Origin of the sequence: Streptococcus oralis, from assembly GCF_021497885.1 — a bacterium.
Classification (GTDB): Bacteria; Bacillota; Bacilli; order Lactobacillales; family Streptococcaceae; genus Streptococcus; species Streptococcus oralis_BQ.
The window spans coordinates 1892456-1918547 of the sequence record NZ_CP046523.1 but is presented as its reverse complement, the minus strand read 5'-3'; the positions used below and the strand labels follow the sequence as shown (position 1 = coordinate 1918547).

The 26092-nt window shown below is 41.2% G+C and carries 27 protein-coding genes and 1 riboswitch; of the genes, 24 read left to right on the top strand and 3 right to left on the bottom strand.

What is annotated here, in order from left to right:
- The first annotated feature begins 8 nt into the window (after positions 1-8).
- The 10 genes from rodZ to tsf all read left to right on the top strand — a co-directional run bounded on the left by rodZ (position 9) and on the right by tsf (position 8621).
- Entirely contained in the window at positions 9-833 is an 825-nt protein-coding gene (gene rodZ / locus GOM48_RS09645) for a cytoskeleton protein RodZ (protein ID WP_235097572.1), read from the top strand.
- 10 nt (positions 834-843) lie between these two features.
- Positions 844-1389, top strand: coding sequence for a CDP-diacylglycerol--glycerol-3-phosphate 3-phosphatidyltransferase (gene pgsA / locus GOM48_RS09640; RefSeq protein ID WP_235097570.1), 546 nt, complete (start codon positions 844-846; stop codon positions 1387-1389).
- The gene (locus tag GOM48_RS09635; protein ID WP_235097568.1) at positions 1386-2213 is read left to right on the top strand and encodes an energy-coupling factor ABC transporter ATP-binding protein; all 828 of its coding nucleotides are present in this window, start codon (positions 1386-1388) and stop codon (positions 2211-2213) included. The genes pgsA and GOM48_RS09635 overlap by 4 nt, the downstream gene beginning before the upstream one ends.
- The gene (locus tag GOM48_RS09630) at positions 2198-3037 is read left to right on the top strand and encodes an energy-coupling factor transporter ATPase (RefSeq protein ID WP_235097566.1); all 840 of its coding nucleotides are present in this window, start codon (positions 2198-2200) and stop codon (positions 3035-3037) included. Before GOM48_RS09635 ends, GOM48_RS09630 begins: the two co-directional genes overlap by 16 nt.
- Positions 3030-3824: an energy-coupling factor transporter transmembrane component T family protein gene (locus GOM48_RS09625; RefSeq protein WP_235097565.1), complete on the top strand. Its 795-nt coding sequence runs from the start codon at positions 3030-3032 to the stop codon at positions 3822-3824. The genes GOM48_RS09630 and GOM48_RS09625 overlap by 8 nt, the downstream gene beginning before the upstream one ends.
- Positions 3825-3883: 59 nt before the next feature.
- Positions 3884-4699: a rod shape-determining protein MreC gene (mreC, locus tag GOM48_RS09620; RefSeq protein ID WP_235097563.1), complete on the top strand. Its 816-nt coding sequence runs from the start codon at positions 3884-3886 to the stop codon at positions 4697-4699.
- 2 nt (positions 4700-4701) lie between these two features.
- Positions 4702-5196 carry a rod shape-determining protein MreD gene (mreD, locus tag GOM48_RS09615; protein ID WP_132972919.1) on the top strand — a complete coding sequence of 165 codons (495 nt, stop codon included), beginning with the start codon at positions 4702-4704 and terminating at the stop codon, positions 5194-5196.
- Positions 5197-5289: 93 nt separating this feature from the next.
- Positions 5290-6498 (top strand): peptidoglycan hydrolase PcsB, encoded by a 1209-nt coding sequence (gene pcsB / locus GOM48_RS09610; protein ID WP_235097561.1) that lies wholly within the window; start codon positions 5290-5292, stop codon positions 6496-6498.
- A 223-nt stretch (positions 6499-6721) separates the two neighbouring features.
- The gene (rpsB, locus tag GOM48_RS09605; RefSeq protein WP_125423540.1) at positions 6722-7501 is read left to right on the top strand and encodes a 30S ribosomal protein S2; all 780 of its coding nucleotides are present in this window, start codon (positions 6722-6724) and stop codon (positions 7499-7501) included.
- 79 nt (positions 7502-7580) lie between these two features.
- Positions 7581-8621 (top strand): translation elongation factor Ts, encoded by a 1041-nt coding sequence (gene tsf / locus GOM48_RS09600; protein ID WP_235097559.1) that lies wholly within the window; start codon positions 7581-7583, stop codon positions 8619-8621.
- Between the two features lie 114 nt (positions 8622-8735).
- On the opposite strand, the gene cysK is transcribed toward tsf, so the two are convergent.
- The 3 genes from cysK to GOM48_RS09585 form a co-directional block, all read right to left on the bottom strand.
- Positions 8736-9662: a cysteine synthase A gene (gene cysK, locus GOM48_RS09595; RefSeq protein WP_235097557.1), complete on the bottom strand. Its 927-nt coding sequence runs from the start codon at positions 9660-9662 to the stop codon at positions 8736-8738.
- 96 nt (positions 9663-9758) lie between these two features.
- Complete coding sequence (locus tag GOM48_RS09590; RefSeq protein ID WP_235097555.1) at positions 9759-10202, bottom strand: PH domain-containing protein; 444 nt, start codon at positions 10200-10202, stop codon at positions 9759-9761.
- Positions 10203-10216: 14 nt separating this feature from the next.
- Positions 10217-10852: a YigZ family protein gene (locus tag GOM48_RS09585; RefSeq protein WP_235097553.1), complete on the bottom strand. Its 636-nt coding sequence runs from the start codon at positions 10850-10852 to the stop codon at positions 10217-10219.
- A 56-nt stretch (positions 10853-10908) separates the two neighbouring features.
- On the opposite strand from GOM48_RS09585, the gene GOM48_RS09580 reads away from it, so the two are divergent.
- From GOM48_RS09580 to GOM48_RS09515, 14 genes are all read left to right on the top strand, one after another.
- Positions 10909-12207, top strand: a complete 1299-nt coding sequence (locus tag GOM48_RS09580) for a DEAD/DEAH box helicase (protein ID WP_235097551.1) — start codon at positions 10909-10911, stop codon at positions 12205-12207.
- Positions 12204-12866: a ComF family protein gene (locus GOM48_RS09575; RefSeq protein ID WP_235097549.1), complete on the top strand. Its 663-nt coding sequence runs from the start codon at positions 12204-12206 to the stop codon at positions 12864-12866. Before GOM48_RS09580 ends, GOM48_RS09575 begins: the two co-directional genes overlap by 4 nt.
- A gap of 79 nt (positions 12867-12945) precedes the next feature.
- Positions 12946-13494 carry a ribosome hibernation-promoting factor, HPF/YfiA family gene (gene hpf, locus GOM48_RS09570; RefSeq protein ID WP_000599119.1) on the top strand — a complete coding sequence of 183 codons (549 nt, stop codon included), beginning with the start codon at positions 12946-12948 and terminating at the stop codon, positions 13492-13494.
- Between the two features lie 88 nt (positions 13495-13582).
- A complete protein-coding gene (locus tag GOM48_RS09565; protein WP_235098772.1) occupies positions 13583-14761 on the top strand; it encodes an acetyl-CoA C-acetyltransferase in 1179 nt (392 codons plus the stop codon).
- A gap of 151 nt (positions 14762-14912) precedes the next feature.
- Positions 14913-16886: a DHH family phosphoesterase gene (locus tag GOM48_RS09560; RefSeq protein WP_235097547.1), complete on the top strand. Its 1974-nt coding sequence runs from the start codon at positions 14913-14915 to the stop codon at positions 16884-16886.
- Positions 16883-17335: a 50S ribosomal protein L9 gene (rplI, locus tag GOM48_RS09555; protein ID WP_000864206.1), complete on the top strand. Its 453-nt coding sequence runs from the start codon at positions 16883-16885 to the stop codon at positions 17333-17335. The genes GOM48_RS09560 and rplI overlap by 4 nt, the downstream gene beginning before the upstream one ends.
- A gap of 43 nt (positions 17336-17378) precedes the next feature.
- Entirely contained in the window at positions 17379-18731 is a 1353-nt protein-coding gene (gene dnaB / locus GOM48_RS09550; RefSeq protein ID WP_000852473.1) for a replicative DNA helicase, read from the top strand.
- A 1-nt stretch (position 18732) separates the two neighbouring features.
- Positions 18733-18999, top strand: a complete 267-nt coding sequence (locus GOM48_RS09545) for a Veg family protein (protein WP_001278165.1) — start codon at positions 18733-18735, stop codon at positions 18997-18999.
- Positions 19000-19097: 98 nt separating this feature from the next.
- A complete protein-coding gene (locus tag GOM48_RS09540; RefSeq protein ID WP_235097545.1) occupies positions 19098-20207 on the top strand; it encodes an SH3 domain-containing protein in 1110 nt (369 codons plus the stop codon).
- Between the two features lie 84 nt (positions 20208-20291).
- The gene (gene polA, locus GOM48_RS09535) at positions 20292-22925 is read left to right on the top strand and encodes a DNA polymerase I (RefSeq protein WP_235097543.1); all 2634 of its coding nucleotides are present in this window, start codon (positions 20292-20294) and stop codon (positions 22923-22925) included.
- Positions 22926-23028: 103 nt separating this feature from the next.
- Positions 23029-23131, top strand: a riboswitch (TPP riboswitch).
- 123 nt (positions 23132-23254) lie between these two features.
- Positions 23255-23491 carry an MTH1187 family thiamine-binding protein gene (locus GOM48_RS09530; protein WP_235098771.1) on the top strand — a complete coding sequence of 79 codons (237 nt, stop codon included), beginning with the start codon at positions 23255-23257 and terminating at the stop codon, positions 23489-23491.
- Positions 23454-24212 (top strand): ABC transporter permease, encoded by a 759-nt coding sequence (locus GOM48_RS09525; protein WP_235097541.1) that lies wholly within the window; start codon positions 23454-23456, stop codon positions 24210-24212. Before GOM48_RS09530 ends, GOM48_RS09525 begins: the two co-directional genes overlap by 38 nt.
- A 38-nt stretch (positions 24213-24250) precedes the next feature.
- On the top strand, positions 24251-25258 hold the full coding sequence (locus GOM48_RS09520) for an ABC transporter substrate-binding protein (protein ID WP_235097539.1): 1008 nt from the start codon (positions 24251-24253) through the stop codon (positions 25256-25258).
- Positions 25258-25986, top strand: a complete 729-nt coding sequence (locus GOM48_RS09515; RefSeq protein ID WP_235097537.1) for an ABC transporter ATP-binding protein — start codon at positions 25258-25260, stop codon at positions 25984-25986. Before GOM48_RS09520 ends, GOM48_RS09515 begins: the two co-directional genes overlap by 1 nt.
- Positions 25987-26092: the final 106 nt, after the last annotated feature.

The window sequence follows — 26092 nt, the reverse complement described above, 5'->3', positions numbered from 1 at the left end:
TGCTAAGTATGAGAAAAAAAACAATTGGTGAGGTTCTGCGTCTAGCCAGAATCAACCAAGGATTGAGTATAGAAGAACTGCAGGCAAAAACTGATATTCAGATGAATTTATTAGAAGCTATGGAGGCAGATGATTTTGATCAACTCCCTAGTACCTTCTACGCTCGTTCTTTTTTGAGAAAATATGCCTGGGCAGTTGAATTGGACGAGCGAATTATTTTGGATGCCTATGATTCGGGAAGCATGATTACCTACGAAGAGGTAGATGTTGATGAAGAAGACTTGTCTGGTCGTAGACGATCAAATAAGAAAAAAACGTCTTATCTCCCCTTGTTTTATTTCGTTCTATTTGCTTTGTCGATTTTAATTTTTGTGACTTATTATGTTTGGAATTATATCCAGACTCAACCAACGCGTCCTTCTTCGCCTAATTATAGTATTGTGAGCTCAACTAGTTCAACAACTTCAACTAGTTCATCTTCTAGTAGTCAGACGTCTAGCTCGTCTTCTACTACGGAATCAACTATTACCGTCTCAGGTGAAGGGAACCGCATTGAAGCTCGGTATAAAACGAGTAAGGAAACAGCTACGGTTCAGCTGGCAGTTTCGGATGTAACTAGCTGGGTTAGTGTTTCAGGAAGCGAGCTAGAGGGTGGTGTGACACTATCCGCAGACAATAAAAATGCAAAAACAACAGTTTCAACGAAAGATTCTGTAACGATTACTTTGGGTGTGGTAAAGGGAGTTACTGTGACTGTAGATAATCAAACGATTGATACTTCCAAGTTGACGACTCAGACTGGAACTGTAACACTTACATTTACTACAGATTAAGGAAAAATCAATGAAAAAAGAACAAATTCCTAATGTATTAACTATTGGTAGAATTCTCTTTATACCTCTCTTTATTCTTATTTTGACTTTGGGTCATTCACAAGGCAGTCACCTTCTGGCAGCAATCATCTTTGCAGTTGCTAGTATAACGGATTATCTCGATGGCTATCTTGCTCGAAAATGGAATGTAGTCAGCAACTTTGGAAAGTTTGCAGATCCGATGGCCGATAAGTTGCTGGTTATGTCAGCTTTTATCATGTTGATTGAGTTAGGTATGGCTCCAGCTTGGGTTGTTGCTATTATCATCTGTCGTGAACTTGCGGTGACAGGCTTGCGTTTGTTGCTTGTTGAGACGGGAGGGACAGTTCTAGCAGCAGCGATGCCAGGGAAAATCAAGACCTTTAGTCAAATGTTTGCCATTATCTTTTTGCTCTTACATTGGAATTTAATTGGGCAACTGTTGCTTTATATAGCTTTGTTTTTCACTATCTACTCTGGTTATGATTATTTCAAGGGTAGCGCTTATGTACTCAAAGGGACATTTGGTTCGAAATGAAATCGATTATTGAAGTAAAAGATCTGTCTTTTCGTTATAAGGAAGACCAGGAACATTATGACGTTAATAATGTCTCGTTTCACGTGAAACGTGGAGAATGGCTTTCGATTGTAGGCCATAATGGGAGTGGAAAATCAACAACTATCCGTTTGATTGATGGCTTGCTTGAAGCAGAGTCTGGAGAAATCTGGATAGATGGCCAACTGCTGTCCTCTGAGAACGTTTGGGACTTGCGTCGTCAAATTGGTATGGTTTTTCAAAATCCAGATAACCAATTTGTGGGGGCGACTGTTGAAGATGATGTTGCCTTTGGCCTAGAAAATCAGGGACTTCCTCGTGAAGAAATGAAAAAGAGAGTGGCTGAATCTTTGGAGTTGGTAGGGATGCTGGACTTTAAGAAGAGAGAACCAGCTCGTTTATCTGGTGGACAAAAACAGCGTGTGGCTATTGCGGGAGTTGTTGCCCTGAGACCAGCTATTTTAATTCTGGACGAGGCTACCAGCATGTTGGATCCCGAGGGGCGCAGAGAACTGATTCAGACTGTTCAAGAGATTCGAAAAGATCACCAGATGACAGTCATCTCCATTACGCACGACTTAGAAGAAGTTGCGATGAGTGATCGTGTCTTGGTCATGAAAAAAGGACAAGTGGAGTCAACCAGCAACCCAAGAGAACTTTTTTCTCGGGATGACCTTGACCAGATAGGGTTAGATGAGCCTTTTACTAATCAATTGAGAGAATCTTTGAGAGAGACTGGTTATCAGTTGCCGGATGGCTATTTGACAGAAGGAGAGCTAGAGGACAAGTTATGGGAATTACTCTAGAAAATGTGAGCTTTACCTATCAAGAGGGGACTCCCCTATCTTCATCAGCCTTGACTGATGTTTCCTTGACGATTGAGGATGGTTCCTATACGGCTTTGGTAGGGCACACAGGTAGTGGGAAATCAACGATTTTACAGCTTTTAAATGGCTTATTGGTACCAAGTAAGGGTTCTGTTCGAGTTTTTGATACCGTCATTACCCCTACATCAACCAATAAAGAAATTCGCCAGATTCGAAAGCAGGTTGGTCTAGTGTTTCAATTTGCTGAAAATCAGATTTTTGAAGAGACTGTTTTGAAAGATGTTGCATTTGGACCGCAAAATTTTGGAGTTTCTGAGGAAGAGGCCAAGAAAATTGCGCGTGAAAAGTTAGCCTTGGTAGGCATCGATGAGTCACTCTTTGAGCGCAGTCCTTTTGAACTTTCGGGTGGCCAGATGAGACGTGTGGCTATAGCGGGTATGCTAGCCATGGAGCCAACTGTATTGGTTTTGGATGAGCCGACAGCAGGGCTAGATCCTCTGGGCAGAAAAGAATTGATGACCCTGTTTAAAAAACTTCACCTTTCTGGAATGACAATTGTTCTGGTAACGCATTTGATGGATGATGTAGCTGAGTATGCTGATCAGGTCTATGTTATGGAAAAGGGGCGTTTAGTCAAAAGTGGTAAACCGAGCGAAGTTTTCCAAGATGTAGCCTCTATGGAAAAAGTGCAGTTAGGTGTGCCTAAAATTACTGCTTTTTGTAAACGTTTGGCAGATAGAGGTGTAGCTTTTAAAAAACTGCCAATCAAGATAGAGGAGTTTAAGGAGTCGCTAAATGGATAGTATGATTTTAGGGCGTTATATACCAGGGGATTCTATCATTCATCGCTTGGATCCTCGTAGTAAATTGCTTGCCATGATCCTGCTGATTTTGGTTGTGTTTTGGGCCAATAATCCCCTCACCAATCTCATTCTATTTGTAGCGACAGGTATATTTATCGCTTTGTCGGGTGTTTCTCTCTCATTTTTCGTTCAGGGATTAAAATCCATGTTCTTCTTGATCGCTTTTACGACTCTTTTTCAGCTCTTTTTCATTTCAAGTGGAAATGTTCTATTTGAGTTTTCTTTTATAAGAATAACAGACTATGCTTTGCAACAAGCTGGAATCATTTTCTGTCGTTTTGTGTTGATTATTTTCTTTTCAACCTTGCTGACATTAACGACCATGCCTTTGAGTCTGGCAGCTGCAGTTGAAGCTCTTTTAGCACCGCTGAAACGCGTGAAAGTTCCCGTTCATGAAATTGGTCTCATGTTATCAATGAGTTTGCGTTTTGTTCCAACCTTGATGGATGACACGACGCGAATTATGAATGCTCAGAAAGCTCGTGGAGTTGACTTTGGTGAGGGAAGCATCGTTCAAAAAGTAAAGGCTATGATTCCGATTTTAATTCCTCTTTTTGCTACGAGCTTAAAGCGTGCAGATTCATTGGCAATAGCCATGGAAGCGCGTGGTTATCAGGGAGGAAAGGGTAGAAGTCAGTATAGACAGTTGAGATGGAGTCAAAAGGATACACTGGCGATTCTTGTGATTCTGGTGCTGGGATGTCTCTTATTTTTCTTAAAATCTTAGTGGATTCGTAAGATTGATAAAAAATCACAGTAGTAGATCTTTAGTAAAAAGGTAGGAATATGAACCGTTTTAAAAAATCAAAATATCTAATCATCGTTTTTGTCACAGTTCTGGCAGTTTCTGTACTATTAGTGACAACCTATTCAAGTGCTATTGTGACAAAACTAGGAGATGGCATTTCCTTAGTAGATAGAATTGTTCAAAAACCCTTTCAATGGTTTGATGCTTTCAAATCGGATTTGGGACATTTGACGCAGACTTACAATGAAAACGAGAGTCTAAAAAAACAACTTTATCAACTAGAGGTAGAATCTAATCAATCAGAACGTTTAAAAACAGAAAATGAACAACTACGTCAGTTGCTAGAGATGAAGTCAAAATTACAGGCTACAAAAACCCTAGCAGCAGATGTGATTATGCGTGCTCCAGTATCTTGGAAGCAAGAGTTAACAATTGATGTAGGAAGTTCAAAAGGAGCTTCTGAAAATATGTTGGTCATTGCAAACGGTGGCTTGGTTGGTAGTGTTTCAAAGGTGGAAGATCATTCAACAACTGTCAATCTTTTAACCAACGCTGAAAACACGGATAAGATCTCTGTTAAAATCCAACATGGTTCTACTGAAATTTACGGAATTATCGTTGGTTATGACAAGGAATCTGAACTGCTTAAAATCAGTCAATTAAATAGTAATAGTGACATCAGTGCTGGAGACAAGGTGACTACAGGTGGGCTAGGAAACTTTAATGTCAAAGATATTCCTGTTGGAGAGATTGTTGGTACAACGCACAGCAGTGACTATCTAACACGAGAGGTAACTGTAAAGTTAAGTGCTGATATCAAAGATCTTCATGTGGTAGAGTTAGTGGGGAATTAGCAATGAGATTGTTAAAACAAATTGGTATTTTCTTTTTACTCCCTTTTGTTGTGCTAATTGATGCACATATTGGACAATTGGTGGGATCCTTTTTCCCCCACTTTCATTTAGCCAGTCATTTTCTATTTTTATTTCTCTTATTTGAAACAATCGAAGTGTCAGAATATCTCTACCTAGCCTATTGTTTTATAGTGGGTTTGGTTTACGATATCTATTTTTTCCACTTGATTGGAATTGCCACGCTTTTGTTTATCTTGATAGGTGCTTCGCTCCACAAGTTCAATAGCGTGATTTTGACAAATCGTTGGACAAGGATGTTGACCATTATTGTGATCAGTTTTCTGTTTGATATGGGGAGCTATCTTTTGGCTCTTGCCGTGGGACTGACTGTAGATTCCATGCCGATATTCATCGTCTATAGCCTTGTCCCATCAATGATTCTGAACTTCTTATGGATTGTCATTTTTCAATTTATTTTTGAAAAAATTTATCTATAAGAAAGAAATATAAATGTAACAAAGGCGTAATATTTATTATGTCTTTTTTTGGTATACTAGTAATGTCTCAAATAGAAGGAGTATCGACAGAATATGAAGAAAAAAATCTTAGCGTCACTTTTGTTAAGTACAGTATTGGTCTCACAAACAGCAGTATTGACAACTGTTCGTGCAGAAACAACTGATGAAAAAATTGCTGCTCAAGATAATAAAATTAGCAGTTTAACAGCGCAACAACAAGAAGCTCAAAAGCAAGTGGATCAAATCCAAGGTCAAGTTTCAACAATTCAAGCAGAGCAAGCAAGCTTGCAAGCCGAAAACGAAAAATTACAAGCTGAATCTAAAAAACTTGAAGGAGAAATTACAGAGCTTTCTAAAAATATCGTGGCTCGTAATGCTTCTTTAGAAAAACAAGCACGTAGCGCACAGACAAATGGAGCTGCGACTAGCTACATTAATACAATTGTAAACTCAAAATCAATCACAGAAGCCATTTCGCGTGTTGCTGCAATGAGCGAGATTGTATCGGCTAACAACAAAATGTTGGAGCAACAAAAGGCTGATAAAAAAGCAATTTCTGATAAACAAGTAGCCAATAATGAAGCAATTAATACAGTTATTGCGAACCAACAAAAACTGGCTGATGATGCGCAGGCATTGACAACTAAGCAAGCTGAGTTGAAGGTTGCAGAGTTGAATCTTGCTGCTGAGAAAGCTACTGCAGAAGGTGAGAAAGCTAGTTTGCTAGAGCAGAAAGCGGCAGCAGAGGCAGAAGCACGTGCTGCTGCAGAAGCAGAAGCAGCTTATAAAGCACGTCAAACAAGTCAACAACAATCAGTTGTTGCTTCTGGAAATACAACACTTTCAGATCAAGTGCAAGCGACTTCAAGCTCTTCATCAGATGATGATTCAAGCTACACTCCAGCACCTGCACCAACTCCAACAAGACAGCGTCCAACATACAGTACAAATGCTTCAAGTTATCCAACTGGTGAATGTACTTGGGGAGCTAAGACATTAGCACCTTGGGCTGGAGATTACTGGGGCAACGGAGCACAGTGGGCTACAAGTGCAGCAGCTGCAGGATTCCGTACTGGATCAACTCCACAAGTTGGTGCGATTGCATGTTGGAATGACGGTGGATATGGACACGTAGCGGTTGTTACAGCAGTTTCATCATCAACTAGCATTCAAGTATCAGAATCAAACTATGGTGGAGATCGTACAATCGGTAACAAGCGTGGATGGTTCAACCCAACTACAACTTCTGAAGGTTATGTTACTTACATCTATCCAAACTAATGAATGAAATAAAGAGGCTCGATTTGAGTCTCTTTTATTATTTTTTATCGAAAGCAAGGCCGAAATCTATTAAAACCACTTGAAAATATCGTTAAAATATGGTAAAATAAAACTTGTCGTGTAAACGATAATACTCATTCTTGATGAATTGTGAAACTGTTGCCCTTGGGTCGTTTTGCAAGTTGAAATCGAGAAGAGGAAAAAACAAAAAGGAGAAATACTCATGGCAGTAATTTCAATGAAACAACTTCTTGAGGCTGGTGTACACTTTGGTCACCAAACTCGTCGCTGGAACCCTAAGATGGCTAAGTACATCTTCACTGAGCGTAACGGAATCCACGTTATCGACTTGCAACAAACTGTAAAATACGCTGACCAAGCATACGACTTTATGCGTGATGCAGCAGCTAACGATGCAGTTGTATTGTTTGTTGGTACTAAAAAACAAGCTGCTGACGCTGTTAAAGAAGAAGCAGAACGTTCAGGTCAATACTACATCAACCACCGTTGGTTGGGTGGAACTCTTACTAACTGGGGAACTATCCAAAAACGTATTGCTCGTTTGAAAGAAATCAAACGTATGGAAGAAGAAGGAATCTTCGACGTTCTTCCTAAGAAAGAAGTTGCACTTCTTAACAAACAACGTGCACGTCTTGAAAAATTCTTGGGTGGTATCGAAGACATGCCTCGTATCCCAGATGTAATGTACGTAGTTGACCCACATAAAGAACAAATCGCTGTTAAAGAAGCTAAAAAATTGGGTATTCCAGTTGTAGCGATGGTTGACACAAACACTGATCCAGACGATATCGATGTAATCATCCCAGCTAACGATGACGCTATCCGCGCTGTTAAATTGATCACAGCTAAATTGGCTGACGCTATCATCGAAGGACGTCAAGGTGAAGATGCAGCAGCAGTTGAAGCAGAATTTGTAGCTTCAGAAGCTCAAGCTGACTCAATCGAAGAAATCGTTGAAGTTGTAGAAGGCGACAATGCTTAATTCATATAAATAGTAATTACCTAGGAGGGCGGGGCGTAGCCCGGCTCTCCTATTTTTTAAAAAATATAGGAGAATCAAAATGGCAGAAATTACAGCTAAACTTGTAAAAGAGTTGCGTGAAAAATCTGGTGCCGGTGTTATGGACGCTAAAAAAGCGCTTGTAGAAACAGACGGTGATATCGAAAAAGCGATTGAATTGCTTCGTGAAAAAGGTATGGCGAAAGCAGCTAAGAAAGCTGATCGTGTTGCTGCAGAAGGTTTGACAGGTGTTTATGTTAACGGTAACGTTGCAGCAGTAATTGAAGTAAACGCTGAAACTGACTTCGTTGCGAAAAACGCTCAATTCGTTGAATTGGTAAATGCAACTGCTAAAGTAATCGCTGAAGGAAAACCAGCTAACAACGAAGAAGCACTTGCTTTGACAATGCCTTCAGGTGAAACTCTTGAAGCAGCTTATGTGTCTGCAACTGCAACTATCGGGGAAAAAATCTCATTCCGTCGCTTTGCTTTGATCGAAAAAACAGATGCACAACACTTTGGAGCTTACCAACACAATGGTGGTCGTATCGGTGTTATCTCAGTTATCGAAGGTGGAGACGAAGCTCTTGCTAAACAATTGTCAATGCACATCGCAGCGATGAAACCAACAGTTCTTTCATACAAAGAATTGGACGCTCAATTCGTTAAAGATGAGTTGGCACAATTGAACCACGTAATCGACCAAGACAACGAAAGTCGTGCAATGGTTAACAAACCAGCCCTTCCACACTTAAAATATGGATCGAAAGCACAATTGACTGAAGAAGTAATCGCTCAAGCTGAAGCTGACATCAAAGCTGAGTTGGCTGCAGAAGGCAAACCTGAAAAAATCTGGGACAAAATCATCCCAGGTAAAATGGATCGCTTCATGCTTGACAACACTAAAGTTGACCAAGCTTACACACTTCTTGCCCAAGTCTACATCATGGACGATAGCAAGACAGTTGAAGCATACCTTGATTCAGTTAACGCTTCAGTAGTTGAGTTCGCTCGCTTTGAAGTTGGTGAAGGTATCGAGAAAGCTGCAAATGACTTCGAAGCTGAAGTTGCAGCTACAATGGCAGCAGCCTTGAATAACTAATGATAAAAGAGGAAGCAATTTGCTTCCTTTTTCTTTTGCTGTAGGGAACTTAGATTTTTCTTTAAATTGAACAAAGAAAAAGCCCTATAATAAGGGCTAAGTGCATTTAGGAGACTACACTTCAAATTCATAGAGTGCTGTAGACAGATAACGTTCGCCGTTATCTGGTGCTAAAGCAAGGACTTTCTTACCTGTACCTAATTTTTTGGCAACTTCAATTGCCCCGTAAATCGCTGCGGCTGAAGAAATCCCAACAAGAAACCCTTCTTTTCCGCCGATTTCACGGCCAAGCGCAAGGGCATCATCTGACGTTACACGGACGATACCGTCATAGGCTTTTGTATCAAGTGTATCAGGAATAAATCCAGCTGAGATACCTTGAATTTTGTGAGGTCCTGGTTTTTCACCAGACAAAATCGCAGATTCATCAGCTTCAACCGCAAAAACCTGAATGTTTGGATTGACAGCTTTTAGTGCATGAGAAACACCTGAGATCGTTCCACCAGTACCAACACCACCTACAAAGGCATCTAGTCCATCAGAACCGAAAGCAGCTAGAATTTCAGCTCCTGTTGTTCTTTCGTGTACTTCAGGATTAGCTGGATTGTTAAATTGGAGCGGAAGAAAGCCATCGCGTTCAGCTGCGATCTCCTGAGCCTTTGCAATCGCGCCTTTCATTCCTTTGCTACCAGGAGTGAGAACGAGTTCGGCACCATAGGCTTGGATAATCTTACGTCGTTCCACACTCATCGTTTCAGGCATAACGATAACAACTTTATATCCTTTCGCAGCACCAACCCAAGAAAGTCCGATTCCAGTATTCCCGCTTGTTGCTTCAACAATAGTAGCACCAGGCTTTAGAATGCCATCCTGCTCAGCCTTTTCAATCATGCTAAGGGCAATACGGTCTTTTACTGACGATCCAGGGTTAAAAGCTTCAAGTTTTACATAAACATCTGCGGAACCTTCTGGAACGACATTGTTGAGTTTAACAATTGGTGTTTGTCCGATTAGTTCAGTGATATTGTTATAAATAGTCATAGATGTACCTCTTTGTATAAGATGATACTAGTATAACGTGCTCTAGGCTATTTGTAAAATATAGAAATCCTATCGAAGCGATAGGATTTTTTTATATCAAAGGTCTAAGCCGTTAATTTTTAATCGATTGTGATAAGCAAGTTCTAGTAAATAGCTGTAAAGGGGGAGGATATCCGTTTTTTTAGGAAATTCAAATTTGTGGTAACTAAAATGTTCATTATGTGCTTTTAGAAAGACATTTTCTAAATAAGTGATTGTAATCTCACTATCATCTATGCCTGCTCCAGCTGTTTCCATTTCAACGTTTACAATGTTCATCAAAAAGAGAGACTTAACAGACATCTTGCGACCAGTAGTACCTTGCTTATCTGTAAAAATGATACGGATATTTGTAAAGATGATTGAATCACGAATAAGTTTATATCCACTTTGAATTTCTTCATTCTCTAGTAAGTATTGGCCATATTCTTTGATAAGAGTCTCTTTGTTTTGCTCGCTAAAGTTTCCAGCAAGTCCTTGAATAAATTTCCCAAAAGCCATAATTTCTCCTTTGTTTACAGTAAGTTTACAGGAACTTCAACTTCTCGTAAACCTTGATCTGTTAAAGTAACCTTTCCATTAAAAAACTCTACAAGAGCAGACTTGATATTTTCTTTCTCTTCCTTATCAACATAAATTATGGTATCGATTTGATCTGTAAAGTTTGTATCGATTTCCGTGAGTTTATGTTCTCTAAGAAAATTGCTATATTCTTGATACTGAGCGTAAGACATCTGAATGGCTATGCCAGCTTGCTCTTTGATTTCAATAATGCCAATTTCTTTGACAGCCAAGGCCACACTACCTGCATAAGCGCGAATCAAGCCGCCAGCGCCTAACTTAATTCCCCCAAAGTAGCGAGTAACCACTACACAGACATTAGTAAGGTTATGATTTTCTAAGACGCCAAGCATAGGGACTCCAGCAGTACCACTAGGCTCACCATCATCACTCGTGCGCTTAATCTCACTGCGTTCTCCTATAATAAAAGCAGAGCAGTTATGGGTAGCTTTGTAGTGTTCTTTTTTGATAGCAGTGATAAAGTCACGAGCTTCTTCTTCACTATAGACACGCTTGGCATGACAGATAAAACGGGATTTTTTAATTTCTTCTTGGACCTGCCCATCCTCTTTAATTGTTCTAAATTCCATGATTTAATTGTACTAAAAAAATACCAAAAGCGCTAGAGATTTACGAATAAAGAAGTATGAAAGTAAATCCAAACTATCTCGGTCGCTTGTTTACTGAGAAAGAATTAACTAAAGAAGAATGTCAGATGGCCGTGAAACTGCCAGCAATGAGAAAAGAGAAGGGAAAACTTTTCTGTCAACGGTGTAATAGTAGCATTCTAGAAGAATGGTATTTGCCTATTGGTGCTTACTACTGCAGGGAGTGCTTGCTGATGAAACGAGTCAGGAGTGATCAAGCTTTATACTATTTTCCACAGGAGGATTTTCCTAAGCAAGACGTCCTCAAATGGCGTGGTCAGTTAACACCTTTTCAAGAAAAAGTTTCAGAGGGACTTCTTCAAGCGGTAGACAAGCAAGAGCCAACCTTGGTTCACGCTGTAACAGGAGCGGGAAAGACAGAGATGATTTATCAAGTTGTGGCTAAAGTGATTGATGAAGGTGGTGCAGTTTGTTTAGCCAGCCCTCGAATAGATGTTTGCTTGGAGTTATATAAGCGACTGCAGAATGACTTTGCTTGTGAGATAGCACTACTTCATGGTGAGTCAGAACCCTATTTTCGAACACCACTAGTTGTTGCAACGACTCACCAGCTATTAAAATTTCATCATGCTTTTGATTTGCTGATAGTGGACGAAGTAGATGCCTTTCCTTATGTTGACAACCCTATGCTTTACTACGCTGTAAACCAATGTGTAAAGGTGGAGGGGGTGAAGATATTCCTTACGGCGACTTCTACAGATGAGTTAGATAAGAGGGTTCGCACAGGAGAATTAAAACGATTGAGCTTGCCAAGACGATTTCATGGAAATCCATTGATTATTCCAAAGCCAGTTTGGTTATCGGATTTTAATCGTTATTTAGATAAGAGTCAGTTGTCACCTAAGTTAAAGAGCTCCATTGAGAAGCAGAGAAGAACAGGTTATCCCTTGTTAATCTTTGCATCAGAAATTAAAAAAGGCGAGAAACTAAAAGAAATATTGCAGGAACAGTTTCCAAATGAAAATATCGGCTTTGTTTCCTCTGTCACAGAAAATCGATTAGAGCAGGTGCAAGCTTTTCGAGATGGAGAGTTGACGATACTGATCAGTACGACAATTTTAGAGCGTGGAGTTACCTTCCCTTGTGTGGATGTTTTCGTAGTAGAAGCTAATCATCGTCTCTTTACCAAGTCTAGCTTGATTCAGATTGGTGGGCGAGTTGGGCGTAGTATGGACAGACCAACTGGTGAGTTGCTCTTCTTTCATGATGGATTAAATACTTCCATCAAAAAGGCAATCAAGGAAATCAAGCAGATGAACAAGGAGGCGGGATTATGAATTGTTTATTATGTGGCCAGTCAACAAAGAGTGACTTGACATTTAGTCACCTCTTACTGTTTAAGAATGAGCACAACTATCTTTGCTCAGCTTGTGATTCTACTTTTGAGAAGATTGGTGAAGACCATTGTCCAAACTGCATGAAAAGAGGGTTGTCAACAACGTGTCAAGATTGTAAACTTTGGTGTGAAGATGGGATTCAAGTTGATCATAAAGCAATCTTCACCTATAATCAAGCTATGAAAGACTTCTTTAGTCGATATAAGTTTGATGGGGATTTTCTGCTTAGAAAGGTTTTTACTCCTGTACTTGCAGATGAGTTGAAAAAGTATAGAGACTATGAATTTGTGGTAATTCCCCTAAGTCCTGAAAGATTGCTTGAGAGAGGATTTAATCAGGTTGAAGGTTTGGTTGAGACGGCAGGATTTTCCTTTCAAGATTTACTAGGGAAAAGAGAAGAGAAGGCTAGTTCTTCTAAGAATCGCTCAGAACGATTAGCTACGGAAATTCCCTTTTATATTAAAACGGAAGCCCCTCTTCCTAAGAAGATTTTGGTTATTGATGACATCTATACGACAGGGGCGACTATCAATCGTGTGAAGCGACTTTTTGAAGAGGTAGGTGTTTTGGAAGTCAAAACTTTTTCTCTTGTAAGATAAGGAAAAAATTTGCAAAATGAAAATGAAAGCGTTATAATATAGTTAGAAAAATAAAAATGTTTAGAAAGAAGGTACTTATATGATTAAATATAGTATCCGTGGTGAAAACCTAGAAGTAACAGAAGCAATTCGCAATTATGTAGTTTCTAAACTCGAAAAGATCGAAAAATATTTTCAACCTGAACAAGAGTTGGATGCACGTGTCAACTTGAAAGTTTACCGTGAAAAAACAGCAAAAGTTGAAGTAACAATTCCACTTGGATCAATTACCCTTCGTGCAGAAGATATTTCTCAAGATATGTATGGTTCTATCGATCTTGTAACAGATAAAATTGAACGCCAGATTCGAAAAAATAAAACAAAAATCGAACGCAAGAATAAAAATAAGGTTGCAACAAGCCAACTCTTTACAGATGCTCTAGTTGAAGATGCAAATGTTGTGCAGCCAAAAGTGGTTCGTTCAAAACAAATTGATTTAAAACCAATGGATTTGGAAGAAGCTCTTCTTCAAATGGACTTGTTGGGACATGATTTCTTTATCTATGTAGATGTAGAAGATCAAACAACAAATGTTTTGTATCGCCGCGAAGATGGTGAAGTTGGTTTGCTAGAAGTTAAGGAATCATAAAATCTTGACAACTATGTAAAAGTGGTTTACACAATTGTAAACCACTTTTGTATTGCATCATTAATAAGAGGTATAAATGGAGGTAGTTATGAAAGACGTGGTGATTGTTTCGGCAGTGCGGACTCCTATAGGCTCCTTTGGAGGAAGCTTGAAGAATGTTTCTGCTGTTGATTTGGGATCTTTGGTCATTAAGAGTGCTTTGGAAAAAGCGAATATTAAACCAGAGCAGGTAGATGAAGTGATTATGGGGAATGTCCTTGGCGCTGGTTTAGGACAAAATGTGGCTCGCCAAATGAGCATTCATGCGGGGCTTTCTGAGTTTACACCAGCCTTTACTATTAATAAGGTTTGCGGTTCTGGTTTGAAGGCAGTTCAGTTAGCTGCTCAAGCGATTCAGTGTGGCGATGCAGATATTGTCGTAGCTGGTGGTGCAGAAAACATGAGTCAGGCTCCATATGTTTTGCCAAACTTCCGTTGGGGCTGCCGTATGGGCGATTCGAAAGTTGTAGATACCATGATTAAGGACGGTTTGTCTGATGCCTTTAACGAATACCATATGGGGATTACAGCCGAGAATGTGGCCGAAGAATATGGTATTAGCCGGGATGATCAAGATGCTCTTGCTTTGGAATCACAAAAACGAGCAGTAGCGGCTATAGAATCTGGACGCTTTAAGGAAGAGATTGTTCCGGTGGTTATTCCTCAACGCAAAGGTGATCCTATTGTCTTTGATACAGATGAATTTCCTAGAAAAGATGCCAGCTTGGAGAGCTTGTCTAAGCTAGGTCCTGTTTTCAAAAAAGACGGTTCTGTTACAGCGGGAAATGCCTCAGGCATCAATGATGGGGCAGCAGCAGTCCTAATCATGAGTGCTGAAAAAGCTGAAGAATTAGGATTGCCAGTGATTGTCCGCATTCGTTCGTATGCAAGTGCAGGTTTGGATCCTAAGATGATGGGATGTGGGCCGATTTATGCAACTCGCAAGGCTCTTGAAAAAGGTAATTTGACAGTTGATGATCTCGACTTGATCGAGTCAAATGAAGCTTTTGCTGCCCAGACTTATGCAGTCGGTAAAACTCTAGGCTTCAACACAGATATTGTCAATGTCAATGGTGGCGCGATTGCTCTCGGTCACCCAATTGGAGCTTCAGGCTGTCGTATCTTAGTGACTCTGGTACATGAGATGATGAAGCGTGATGCTAAAACTGGGTTAGCAACTCTCTGTATCGGAGGGGGAATGGGAACAGCTCTTATCGTGGAACGTTAGATGGTAGTAATCTTAGTGCAGGAGGATAATGAGCTTATTCTCCTTTTTGCATTAAAACCATAAAAAATCAATAAGGAAAAGGAGGCTTACCACTTTTTAAAGGTCGCTTTTTAAGGGCTTTTGTGATATAATAATGCGCAAGAGGTTTAGAATGAAAAAAAATAATTTAACTCCGATTTCTGCGGTTCTACTAGGGATTGCAACTTTCGGAACCTTAACAATGCTGATTATTTTTTCACAAAATAATGTTGTAACAATCAGTGCCTTGTTTTTATTTGTACTTCTTTATCTGCTTTTATTCATCTGGCAAAAAAAACAGTATGAAAAGAGCGAAATTGAACAAATCCAATACGTAAACCATCAAGCGGAAGATAGCTTGAACACGTTGCTCGATCAAATGCCAGTTGGTGTTCTGAAATTAGACTTATCTAGTGGCGAAGTCGAATGGTTTAATCCTTATGCTGAGTTGATTTTGACGACTGAAGAAGGCGAAATTGATGTTGACTTGATTCAAACTATCATCAAGGCTTCTGTGGGGAACCCTGGTTCTTATGCTAACTTGGGGGAAACACGCTATGCCGTTCATATGGACAAGGTTTCGGGTGTTTTGTATTTCTTTGATGTTTCTGGGGAGTACGAAGCAACTGTCGAATTGGTAACCAGTCGACCAGTGATTGGGGTTATCTCGGTAGACAACTACGATGATCTAGAAGATGCAACCTCCGACTCCGATATTAGTCATATCAATAGCTTTGTGGCAAATTTTGTTTCAGAATTTGCTAGTAAGTATGCTATGTTTTCTCGGCGTGTGGGTATGGACCGCTTTTATTTATTTACTGATTACACAGTTCTTGAGGGATTGATGAATGATAAATTCTCTGTGATTGATGCCTTTCGTGAGGAGGCAAAACAGAGACAGCTGCCATTGACCTTGAGCATGGGCTTTTCTTATGGTGATGGAAATCATGATGAGATAGGGAAAGTTGCTTTAAGAAACTTGAACTTAGCTGAGGTTCGTGGTGGGGACCAGGTGGTTGTCAAGGAAAATGATGAAACCAAGAATCCAGTCTACTTTGGTGGTGGTTCCGCAGCCTCTGTTAAGAGAACAAGAACACGTACCAGAGCAATGATGACAGCTATTTCAGATAAAATTAGAAGTGTAGACCAAGTCTTTGTAGTCGGGCACAAGAATCTGGATATGGATGCCTTGGGGTCTGCGGTTGGCATGCAGTTGTTTGCTAACAATATCACTGAAAATAGCTATGCTGTTTATGATGCAGAACAAATGTCACCAGACATTGAGCGCGCGGTCAACTTCTTGGAAAAAGAGGGTGTCACTAAGCTCTTGCCTCTGACTGATGCGATGAGATTGGTCACCAAGCGCTCTTTGTTGATTTTAGTGGATCATTCCAAGACGGCTTTGACTTTATCGAAAGATTTTTACGAACTGTTCACTCAAACCATTGTCATTGACCATCATAGACGTGATCAGGATTTTCCAGAGAATGCAGTCATCACCTATATTGAAAGTGGGGCAAGTAGTGCCAGTGAGTTGGTCACAGAATTGATTCAGTTCCAAAATTCTAAGAAAAATCGTTTAAGTCGTATGCAGGCCAGTGTTTTGATGGCTGGTATGATGCTGGATACCAAGAATTTTACATCTCGCGTGACGAGTCGAACCTTTGATGTGGCTAGCTATCTGAGAACACGGGGAAGTGACAGTATCGCAATTCAGGAGATTGCTGCGACAGATTTTGAAGAGTACCGTGAGGTAAATGAACTCATTTTACAAGGTCGTAAGCTGGGTGCCGATGTCTTGATTGCCCAAGCGAAGGACTCAACTACTTATGATACGGTTGTCATCAGTAAGGCTGCCGATGCTATGTTGGCTATGTCTGGTATTGAGGCTAGTTTCGTTCTAGCAAAAAATACACAAGGATTTATCTCTATCTCAGCTCGAAGCCGCAGTAAAATCAATGTCCAACGCATTATGGAAGAGTTGGGTGGCGGTGGTCACTTTAATCTAGCTGCTGCACAAATCGAGAATATGGGTCTGTCAGAAGCTGGAGACAAATTGACTCAACTTGTCTTAGATGAACTAAAGGAAAAGGAGAAAGAAGAATGAAAGTAATCTTTTTAGCAGATGTTAAAGGAAAAGGGAAAAAAGGCGAAATCAAGGAAGTGCCAACTGGCTATGCTCAAAACTTCCTGATTAAAAAGAATTTGGCTAAGGAAGCGACTGCACAGGCAATCGGTGAATTGCGTGGAAAACAAAAATCAGAGGAAAAGGCTCATGCAGAGATGTTAGCAGAGGCAAGAGCCATCAAGGCTAAGCTTGAAGCAGAAGAAACGGTTGTAGAGTTTGTTGAAAAAGTTGGACCAGATGGCCGTACCTTTGGATCCATCACCAACAAGAAAATTGCAGAAGAATTGCAAAAGCAGTTTGGTATCAATATTGACAAGCGTCATATTCAAGTAAAGGCACCAATTCGAGCAGTAGGTTTGATTGATGTACCAGTGAAGATCTATCAAGATGTTACAAGTGTCATCAATCTTCGTGTAAAAGAAGGGTAAGTTTACAACTTCTTGACAAGATTGTAAAAGGAAGGAAAGTCGGATGGCAGAAGTAGAGGAACTGCGAGTTCAACCTCAGGATATTTTGGCCGAACAATCTGTTTTGGGGGCTATTTTTATAGATGAGAGCAAGCTCGTTTTTGTCCGAGAATACATTGATTCTAGAGACTTCTTTAAGTATGCTCATCGGTTGATTTTCCAAGCGATGGTAGACTTGTCGGATCGTGGAGAGGCGATTGATGCGACGACAGTTCGAACGATTTTGGATAGCCAAGGGGATCTCCAAAATATTGGTGGCTTGTCCTATCTTGTTGAAATTGTCAACTCTGTACCAACTTCAGCCAACGCGGAGTATTATGCTAAAATCGTTGCAGAAAAGGCTATGCTACGTCGCTTGATTTCCAAGTTGACAGACTCTGTCAACCAAGCCTATGAGGCTTCTAAGCCTGTAGATGAAATCATTGCTCAAGCTGAAAAGGGACTCATTGATGTTAGCGAAAATGCCAATCGTAGTGGTTTCAAGAACATCCGTGATATTCTAAATATCAACTTTGGGAACCTAGAAGTTCGGTCACAACAAACAACGGATATCACTGGTATTGCAACGGGCTACCGTGATTTGGATCATATGACGACAGGTCTCCATGAGGAGGAACTGATTATTATCGCAGCTCGTCCTGCGGTCGGTAAAACAGCCTTTGCCTTGAACATTGCTCAGAACATCGGGACTAAGTTGGACAAGACTGTAGCTATCTTTTCACTGGAAATGGGTGCGGAAAGTCTAGTAGATCGTATGTTGGCGGCCGAAGGCTTGGTGGAGTCCCATTCTATCCGTACGGGTCAATTGACTGATGAGGAATGGCAAAAGTATACCATTGCCCAAGGGAATCTGGCCAACGCGAGTATCTATATCGATGATACACCAGGGATTCGAATCACGGAGATTCGTTCGCGCTCACGCAAACTGGCTCAAGAAACAGGCAATCTAGGCTTGATTTTGATCGACTACCTACAGCTTATCACAGGGACTGGTCGTGAAAACCGCCAACAAGAAGTTTCTGAAATTTCTCGTCAGCTAAAAATTCTAGCCAAGGAATTGAAAGTTCCAGTCATTGCTCTTAGTCAGTTATCTCGTGGAGTGGAACAGCGTCAGGATAAGAGACCAGTCTTGTCTGATATTCGTGAATCGGGTTCTATCGAGCAGGATGCAGATATCGTAGCCTTTCTATACCGTGACGACTACTACGATCGTGCGGGTGAAGAAGAGGAAGGAATTCCAAATAACAAGGTAGAGGTTATCATCGAGAAAAACCGTAGTGGAGCTCGTGGAACGGTGGAATTGATTTTCCAAAAAGAATACAATAAATTTTCAAGTATCTCAAAGAGGGAGGCATAAGATGTCAGATGCATTTACAGATGTAGCCAAGATGAAAAAAATCAAAGAAGAGATCAAGGCGCATGAGGGACAAGTCGTTGAAATGACTTTGGAGAATGGCCGTAAGCGCCAAAAAAATAGACTGGGTAAGCTAATTGAAGTTTATCCGTCTCTATTTATCGTTGAATTTGGGGATGTTGAGGGAGATAAACAAGCTAATGTTTACGTTGAATCTTTCACCTACTCAGATATCTTGACAGAAAAGAATTTGATTCGCTATCTAGACTAAGAATCCTAAAATGAAGTGAGCTTTGCTCACTTTTTTCTTTTTTTCCGAATAGTATAAACGAGGGGAACCTCGGAAATTTATATTATTAAGGAGAATGAATGACGTTTTTAAAATCAGGAGTTAAGAAGAGTAGATATACGCAGTTGGGTGTAGGGTTGGCTACATTGTTCGTTACAAGTACCTTTTTGTTTGGTGGAGAATCAGTTCAGGCTGACAGTGTAGCGCGTGGTGATGATTACCCGCTTCACTATAAAAATGGTAGTGTGGAAATCGATCAGTGGCGGATGTATTCTCGCCAGTGTACGTCTTTTGCGGCCTTTCGTTTGAGTAGTGTAAATGGCTTTGAAATTCCGCCTGCTTATGGAAATGCAAATGAATGGGGGCACCGCGCAAGGCGAGAAGGCTACCGTGTTGACAGCAAGCCAGAAATTGGTTCAATTGCTTGGTCGACAGAAGGTTACTACGGACATGTGGCCTGGGTATCAAATGTATCAGGGGATACGATTGAGATCGAAGAATATAACTATGGAGTTAGGGAGAAATACAATCGTCGTAGCGTAAAAGCTAGCTCTATGACAGGCTTTATCCATTTTAAGGACTTGGTAGGGAATGGTGGTAGAACTGGAAATCCTATCAGGTCAGGGCTGGCATCTAGTGGGACTCACACGTTTACTCAAAAGTCCGCTATTAGAAACCAGCCGTCAAGTACAGCACAAGTTATTGACTACTACTATCCTGGTGAAAATGTTAGCTACGATCAAATCGTAGAAAAGGACGGTTATAAGTGGCTTAGTTACATGTCCTATAGTGGAATGAGGAGATACGTCCAGTATATGGAAACAGAATTGGTAGAGAATGGTTGGAAGAAGCAAAACGGTATTTGGAATTACCGTGAGAACGGGAAACTCGCAACTGGTTGGAAGAAAATAAATGGCAGTTGGTATCACTTTAAAGACAATGGAACCATGTCAACAGGTTGGGTGAAGGATGGCTCGCATTGGTACTATCTAAAGACATCAGGAGAGATGCAGACAGGATGGCTCAAGGAAAATGGAACATGGTATTATTTGGAGAGTTCAGGGGCTATGAAGTCTAGCCAGTGGTTCCAAGTAGGAGGAAAGTATTACTACGTTAATGCTTCAGGGGCTTTAGCAGTGAATACCACTGTGGATGGCTATCAAGTAGATAGTAACGGAGCTAGAATCTAGAAAGAATATAAAAAAGAGGACTTCATTACCATTTGCCTATTCTTTCCGATGGTATTTTTCCCTGCTTTCCTTTATAATGGGTGTATGGACAAGAAAAAATTATTATTAATTGATGGATCTTCAGTTGCTTTTCGAGCTTTTTTTGCGCTCTATCAGCAGTTGGATCGTTTTAAAAATGCTAATGGCCTTCATACCAATGCAATCTATGGCTTTCAACTCATGTTGAATCATGTCTTGGAGCGGGTTGAGCCCAGTCATGTTTTGGTAGCCTTTGATGCAGGTAAGACGACTTTCCGTACAGAGATGTATGCAGACTACAAGGGTGGCCGTGCTAAAACTCCAGATGAGTTTCGTGAGCAATTTCCCTTCATTCGTGAGTTGTTAGACCATCTTGGGATTCGCCATTATGAGTTGGCCCAGTATGAAGCGGATGATATCATCGGGACCCTAGGTCGCTTGGCTGAGAAGGATTCTTTTGATGTGACAATCGTTAGCGGAGATAAGGATTTGATCCAGTTGACGGACGAGCACACGGTGGTCGAGATTTCCAAAAAAGGTGTGGCTGAGTTTGAGGCCTTTACGCCAGACTATCTCATGGAAAAGATGGGCCTCACGCCAGCTCAGTTCATTGATCTTAAGGCCCTCATGGGGGATAAGTCTGATAATATCCCTGGTGTCACGAAAATCGGTGAAAAGACGGGTATCAAGCTCTTGCTGGAGCATGGTTCGCTTGAGGGTATTTATGAAAATATCGATGGGATGAAGGCTTCTAAGATGAAGGAAAATCTCATCAATGACAAGGAACAAGCTTTTCTGTCTAAAACCTTGGCGACCATTGAAACTCAGGCACCAATTGAGATTGGCCTTGATGATTTGGTCTATAGTGGTCCAGATGTGGAAAATCTCGGGAAATTCTACGATGAGATGGGCTTCAAACAGCTCAAGCAAGCTTTAAATGTGTCATCAACGGATGCGCCCGAAAGTTTGGATTTCGCCATCGTTGACCAAGTCAGTCAAGACATGCTGAGTGGCGACTCTATCTTCCACTTTGAGCTCTTTGGTGAGAATTACCATACGGATGATTTGGTTGGTTTTGCCTGGTCCTGTGGGGATAAACTTTACGCCACAGACAAACTTGAGCTCTTGCAGGAGCCGATTTTCAAGGATTTTCTAGAAAAAACACCTCTGAAAGTGTATGACTTTAAGAAAGCGAAGGTTCTTTTAAATCGCTTGGGCTTGAACCTGCAGGCCCCTGCTTTTGACAGCCGTTTGGCAAAATACTTACTCTCAACAGTCGAGAACAATGAAATCTCAACAATTGCTAGTCTCTACGGCCAAACATACTTGGTTGATGATGAGACTTTCTATGGTAAGGGAGTTAAGAAAGCCATCCCTGAACGAGAGAAATTCTTGGAGCATTTGGCTCGCAAGGTTGCTGTTTTGGTTGAGACCGAGCCTGTTTTGCTTGAAAAACTCAGTGAACACGGGCAGTTAGATCTCCTCTATGACATGGAGCAACCTCTGGCTTTTGTCCTTGCCAAGATGGAAATCGCTGGGATCAAGGTAAAAAAAGAAACCCTACTTGAAATGCAGGCTGAAAATGAGGTCGTCATTGAGCAACTCACTCAAGAGATTTACGAACTGGCTGGTGAAGAGTTTAATATCAACTCGCCTAAGCAGTTGGGCGTGCTTCTCTTTGAAAAACTGGGTCTTCCTCTAGAGTACACTAAGAAAACCAAGACAGGTTACTCGACGGCCGTGGATGTGCTAGAGCGTCTAGCTCCTATTGCTCCGATTGTTAAGAAAATCCTCGACTACCGTCAGATTGCGAAGATTCAGTCTACCTATGTGATTGGCTTGCAGGACTGGATTTTGGATGATGGTAAGATTCACACGCGCTATGTACAGGATTTGACTCAGACTGGGCGTTTGTCTAGTGTAGATCCAAACTTGCAAAATATCCCTGTTCGTTTGGAGCAAGGCCGTCTCATTCGTAAGGCTTTTGTGCCTGAGTGGGAGGATAGTGTTCTTCTTAGCTCCGACTATTCGCAGATTGAGTTGCGCGTTTTGGCACATATCTCTAAAGATGAGCACTTGATTAAGGCCTTTCAAGAGGGGGCAGATATCCATACCTCGACGGCCATGCGTGTCTTTGGAATTGAACGCCCTGAGGATGTGACTCCAAACGACCGTCGTAATGCCAAGGCGGTAAACTTTGGAGTGGTTTACGGGATTTCAGACTTTGGCTTGTCTAATAATCTGGGCATCAGCCGTAAGGAAGCAAAAGCCTACATTGACACTTACTTTGAACGCTTCCCAGGTATTAAAAACTACATGGATGAAGTGGTGCGTGAGGCGCGTGATAAGGGCTATGTAGAGACCCTCTTCAAGCGTCGTCGTGAGTTGCCAGATATTAATTCGCGCAACTTCAACATTCGTGGTTTTGCAGAGCGGACTGCCATCAACTCTCCTATCCAGGGTTCAGCAGCAGATATTCTCAAGATTGCTATGATCCAGCTAGACAAGGCTTTAGTAGCAGGCGGTTATCAGACCAAGATGCTGTTGCAAGTACATGATGAAATCGTCCTTGAGGTTCCGAAATCAGAACTAGCAGCCGTCAAAGTACTGGTGAAACAAACCATGGAAGAAGCCATCCAGCTCAGTGTTCCCCTCATCGCTGATGAGAATGAAGGAGCAACTTGGTACGAGGCTAAATAAGAAAGATATGATAGAGTTTGAAGCATTTGTCTTCAAACTCTTTTTCAAGATTTTCTGTAAGCAGTTTCCTTGACTTATCCTTGCTTTTGCGTTATCATATGTCCATATAAGATACGGGAGTCTGTGTACAGTCTGAGAGGAAGTGTTAAACTTCGACCGCACCTGATCTGGGTAATGCCAGCGTAGGGAAGGATACTTAGCCGAATTCTGCACCTTTTCCGTATATGGAAGGGGTTTTCTTTTTGTCAAAAGGAAGCCTAGAAGAGGAGGTTTTTATGAAAGCAAGCATTGCCTTGCAAGTTTTGCCCCTATCACAGGGGATTGATTGAATTGCTATTATTGATCAAGTGATTGCTTATCTGCAAGCTCAGTCCGTGACCATGGTGGTGACACCCTTTGAAACGGTCTTGGAAGGGGAGTTTGATGAGCTCATGCGCATTCTCAAAGAAGCGCTGAAAGTGGCCGGGCAGGAGGCAGATAATGTCTTTGCCAATGTCAAAATAAATGTAGGAGAGATTTTAAGCATCGATGAGAAACTTGAAAAGTATGATGAGACGACACATTAGTCTTTTGGGCTTTATAGGAGTCTTGTCGGTCTGGCAGTTAGCGGGAATATTCAAACTTTTACCCAAGTTTATCCTGCCAACCCCTTTTGAAATTCTCCAGGCATTTGTTCGTGACAGAGAATTTCTCTGGCACCATAGCTGGGCGACCTTGAGAGTGGCTTTACTGGGGTTGGTTCTGGGAGTCTTGATTGCCTGTATCATGGCTGTGCTTATGGACAGTCTGACTTGGCTCAATGACTTGATTTACCCTATGATGGTGGTTGTCCAGACTATCCCGACCATTGCCATAGCCCCAATCTTGGTCTTGTGGCTAGGATATGGGATTTTGCCCAAGATTGTCTTGATTATCTTGACGACAACCTTCCCTATCATCGTCAGCATTTTAGACGGATTTAGGCATTGTGATAAGGATATGCTGACCTTGTTTAGCCTAATGCGAGCAAATCCTTGGCAAATCCTTTGGCATTTTAAAATACCGGTCAGCCTGCCCTACTTTTATGCAGGTCTGAGGGTCAGTGTCTCCTACGCCTTTATCACAACCGTGGTATCTGAGTGGTTGGGAGGCTTTGAAGGACTAGGTGTTTACATGATTCAGTCTAAGAAACTGTTTCAGTATGATACCATGTTTGCCATTATTATTCTGGTGTCGATTATCAGCCTTTTGGGTATGAAATTGGTCGATATTAGTGAAAAATATGTGATTAGATGGAAACGTCCCTAAGATAAGGATGTTTGAGAAAAAGAAAAGAGGAAATCAAAATGAAAAAAACATGGAAAGTGTTTTTAACGCTTGTAACGGCTTTTGTAGCTGTTGTGCTTGTGGCCTGTGGCCAAGGAACTGCTTCTAAGGATAACAAAGAAGCAGAAGTCAAAAAGATTGATTTTATCCTAGACTGGACACCAAATACCAACCACACAGGGTTGTATGTTGCCAAGGAAAAAGGCTATTTCAAAGAAGCTGGAGTGGATGTTGATTTGAAATTGCCACCAGAAGAAAGCTCATCTGACTTGGTGATCAATGGCAAGGCACCATTTGCTATCTATTTCCAAGACTACATGGCTAAGAAATTGGAAAAAGGAGCAGGAATTACTGCCGTTGCCGCTATCGTTGAGCACAATACATCAGGAGTTATCTCACGTAAATCGGACAATGTCACCAGTCCAAAGGACTTGGTTGGTAAGAAATACGGAACTTGGAACGACCCAACTGAGCTTGCTATGTTGAAAACCTTGGTAGAATCACAAGGCGGAGACTTTGAGAAGGTCGAAAAAGTACCAAACAACGACTCAAACTCGATTACACCGATTGCCAATGGCGTCTTTGATACTGCTTGGATATACTACGGTTGGGATGGTATCCTTGCCAAATCGCAAGGAGTGGATGCTAACTTCATGTACTTGAAAGACTATGTCAAGGAGTTTGACTACTACTCACCCGTTATCATCGCTAACAACGACTATCTAAAAGACAACAAAGAAGAAGCTCGCAAAGTCATCCAAGCTATTAAAAAAGGCTACCAATATGCCATGGAACACCCAGAAGAAGCTGCAGATATCCTCATCAAGAATGCACCTGAACTCAAGGAAAAACGTGACTTTGTTATCGAATCTCAAAAATACTTGTCAAAAGAATATGCAAGTGACAAGGAAAAATGGGGACAATTTGACGCTGACCGCTGGAATGCCTTCTACAAATGGGATAAAGAACATGGTATCCTTAAAGAAGACTTGACAGACAAAGGCTTCACCAATGAATTTGTAAAATAATGACAGAAATTAGACTAGAACATGTAAGTTATGCCTATGGTCAGGAGAGGATTTTAGAGGATATCAACCTGCAGGTGACATCAGGTGAAGTGGTTTCTATCCTAGGTCCAAGTGGTGTTGGGAAGACTACTCTCTTTAACCTAATCGCTGGGATTTTAGAAGTCCAGTCTGGGCGAATTATCCTTGATGGCGAGGAAAATCCTAAGGGGCGCGTGAGTTATATGTTGCAAAAGGATCTCCTCTTGGAGCACAAGACGGTGCTTGGCAATATCATCCTGCCTCTCTTGATTCAAAAGGTGGATAAGTCAGAGGCTATTGCCCGAGCGGATGAAATCCTTGCGACCTTCCAGCTGACAGCTATACGAGATAAGTATCCCCATGAACTCAGTGGTGGGATGCGCCAGCGTGTAGCCTTGCTCCGGACCTATCTTTTTGGACACAAGCTCTTTCTCTTGGATGAGGCCTTTAGTGCCTTAGATGAGATGACCAAGATGGAACTCCACGCTTGGTATCTGGAGATTCACAAACAGTTGCAACTGACGACCCTCATCATCACGCATAGTATTGAGGAGGCACTCAATCTCAGCGATCGCATCTATATTTTGAAAAATCGCCCCGGGCAAATTGTTTCAGAAATTAAACTAGATTGGTCTGAAGGTGAGGACAAGGAAGTCCAAAAGATTGCCTACAAACGTCAAATATTAGTAGAATTAGGCTTAGATAAGTAGAAAAACAGGGAGTTGGTGAAGATTATTCTTTACTTGCTCCCTTTTCCTTTCAAAAAATCAAAAATTTCGGTATAATAGTCAAAGATAGTCAAGGTTCAAAGAAGGA

Excerpts from the sequence above, each read along its gene's own strand:
- rodZ (WP_235097572.1), top strand. The coding sequence starts at position 9 with ATGAGAAAAAAAACAATTGGTGAGGTTCTGCGTCTAGCCAGAATCAAC.
- dnaB (WP_000852473.1), top strand. The coding sequence starts at position 17,379 with ATGGCAGAAGTAGAGGAACTGCGAGTTCAACCTCAGGATATTTTGGCC.
- GOM48_RS09625 (WP_235097565.1), top strand. The coding sequence starts at position 3,030 with ATGGATAGTATGATTTTAGGGCGTTATATACCAGGGGATTCTATCATT.
- pgsA (WP_235097570.1), top strand. The coding sequence starts at position 844 with ATGAAAAAAGAACAAATTCCTAATGTATTAACTATTGGTAGAATTCTC.
- GOM48_RS09635 (WP_235097568.1), top strand. The coding sequence starts at position 1,386 with ATGAAATCGATTATTGAAGTAAAAGATCTGTCTTTTCGTTATAAGGAA.
- GOM48_RS09580 (WP_235097551.1), top strand. The coding sequence starts at position 10,909 with ATGAAAGTAAATCCAAACTATCTCGGTCGCTTGTTTACTGAGAAAGAA.
- GOM48_RS09565 (WP_235098772.1), top strand. The coding sequence starts at position 13,583 with ATGAAAGACGTGGTGATTGTTTCGGCAGTGCGGACTCCTATAGGCTCC.
- pcsB (WP_235097561.1), top strand. The coding sequence starts at position 5,290 with ATGAAGAAAAAAATCTTAGCGTCACTTTTGTTAAGTACAGTATTGGTC.
- GOM48_RS09545 (WP_001278165.1), top strand. The coding sequence starts at position 18,733 with ATGTCAGATGCATTTACAGATGTAGCCAAGATGAAAAAAATCAAAGAA.
- GOM48_RS09575 (WP_235097549.1), top strand. The coding sequence starts at position 12,204 with ATGAATTGTTTATTATGTGGCCAGTCAACAAAGAGTGACTTGACATTT.
- GOM48_RS09540 (WP_235097545.1), top strand. The coding sequence starts at position 19,098 with ATGACGTTTTTAAAATCAGGAGTTAAGAAGAGTAGATATACGCAGTTG.
- mreD (WP_132972919.1), top strand. The coding sequence starts at position 4,702 with ATGAGATTGTTAAAACAAATTGGTATTTTCTTTTTACTCCCTTTTGTT.
- rplI (WP_000864206.1), top strand. The coding sequence starts at position 16,883 with ATGAAAGTAATCTTTTTAGCAGATGTTAAAGGAAAAGGGAAAAAAGGC.
- GOM48_RS09520 (WP_235097539.1), top strand. The coding sequence starts at position 24,251 with ATGAAAAAAACATGGAAAGTGTTTTTAACGCTTGTAACGGCTTTTGTA.
- GOM48_RS09630 (WP_235097566.1), top strand. The coding sequence starts at position 2,198 with ATGGGAATTACTCTAGAAAATGTGAGCTTTACCTATCAAGAGGGGACT.
- GOM48_RS09515 (WP_235097537.1), top strand. The coding sequence starts at position 25,258 with ATGACAGAAATTAGACTAGAACATGTAAGTTATGCCTATGGTCAGGAG.
- hpf (WP_000599119.1), top strand. The coding sequence starts at position 12,946 with ATGATTAAATATAGTATCCGTGGTGAAAACCTAGAAGTAACAGAAGCA.
- GOM48_RS09560 (WP_235097547.1), top strand. The coding sequence starts at position 14,913 with ATGAAAAAAAATAATTTAACTCCGATTTCTGCGGTTCTACTAGGGATT.
- mreC (WP_235097563.1), top strand. The coding sequence starts at position 3,884 with ATGAACCGTTTTAAAAAATCAAAATATCTAATCATCGTTTTTGTCACA.
- GOM48_RS09590 (WP_235097555.1), bottom strand. The coding sequence starts at position 10,202 with ATGGCTTTTGGGAAATTTATTCAAGGACTTGCTGGAAACTTTAGCGAG.
- rpsB (WP_125423540.1), top strand. The coding sequence starts at position 6,722 with ATGGCAGTAATTTCAATGAAACAACTTCTTGAGGCTGGTGTACACTTT.
- polA (WP_235097543.1), top strand. The coding sequence starts at position 20,292 with ATGGACAAGAAAAAATTATTATTAATTGATGGATCTTCAGTTGCTTTT.
- cysK (WP_235097557.1), bottom strand. The coding sequence starts at position 9,662 with ATGACTATTTATAACAATATCACTGAACTAATCGGACAAACACCAATT.
- tsf (WP_235097559.1), top strand. The coding sequence starts at position 7,581 with ATGGCAGAAATTACAGCTAAACTTGTAAAAGAGTTGCGTGAAAAATCT.
- GOM48_RS09525 (WP_235097541.1), top strand. The coding sequence starts at position 23,454 with ATGAGAAACTTGAAAAGTATGATGAGACGACACATTAGTCTTTTGGGC.
- GOM48_RS09585 (WP_235097553.1), bottom strand. The coding sequence starts at position 10,852 with ATGGAATTTAGAACAATTAAAGAGGATGGGCAGGTCCAAGAAGAAATT.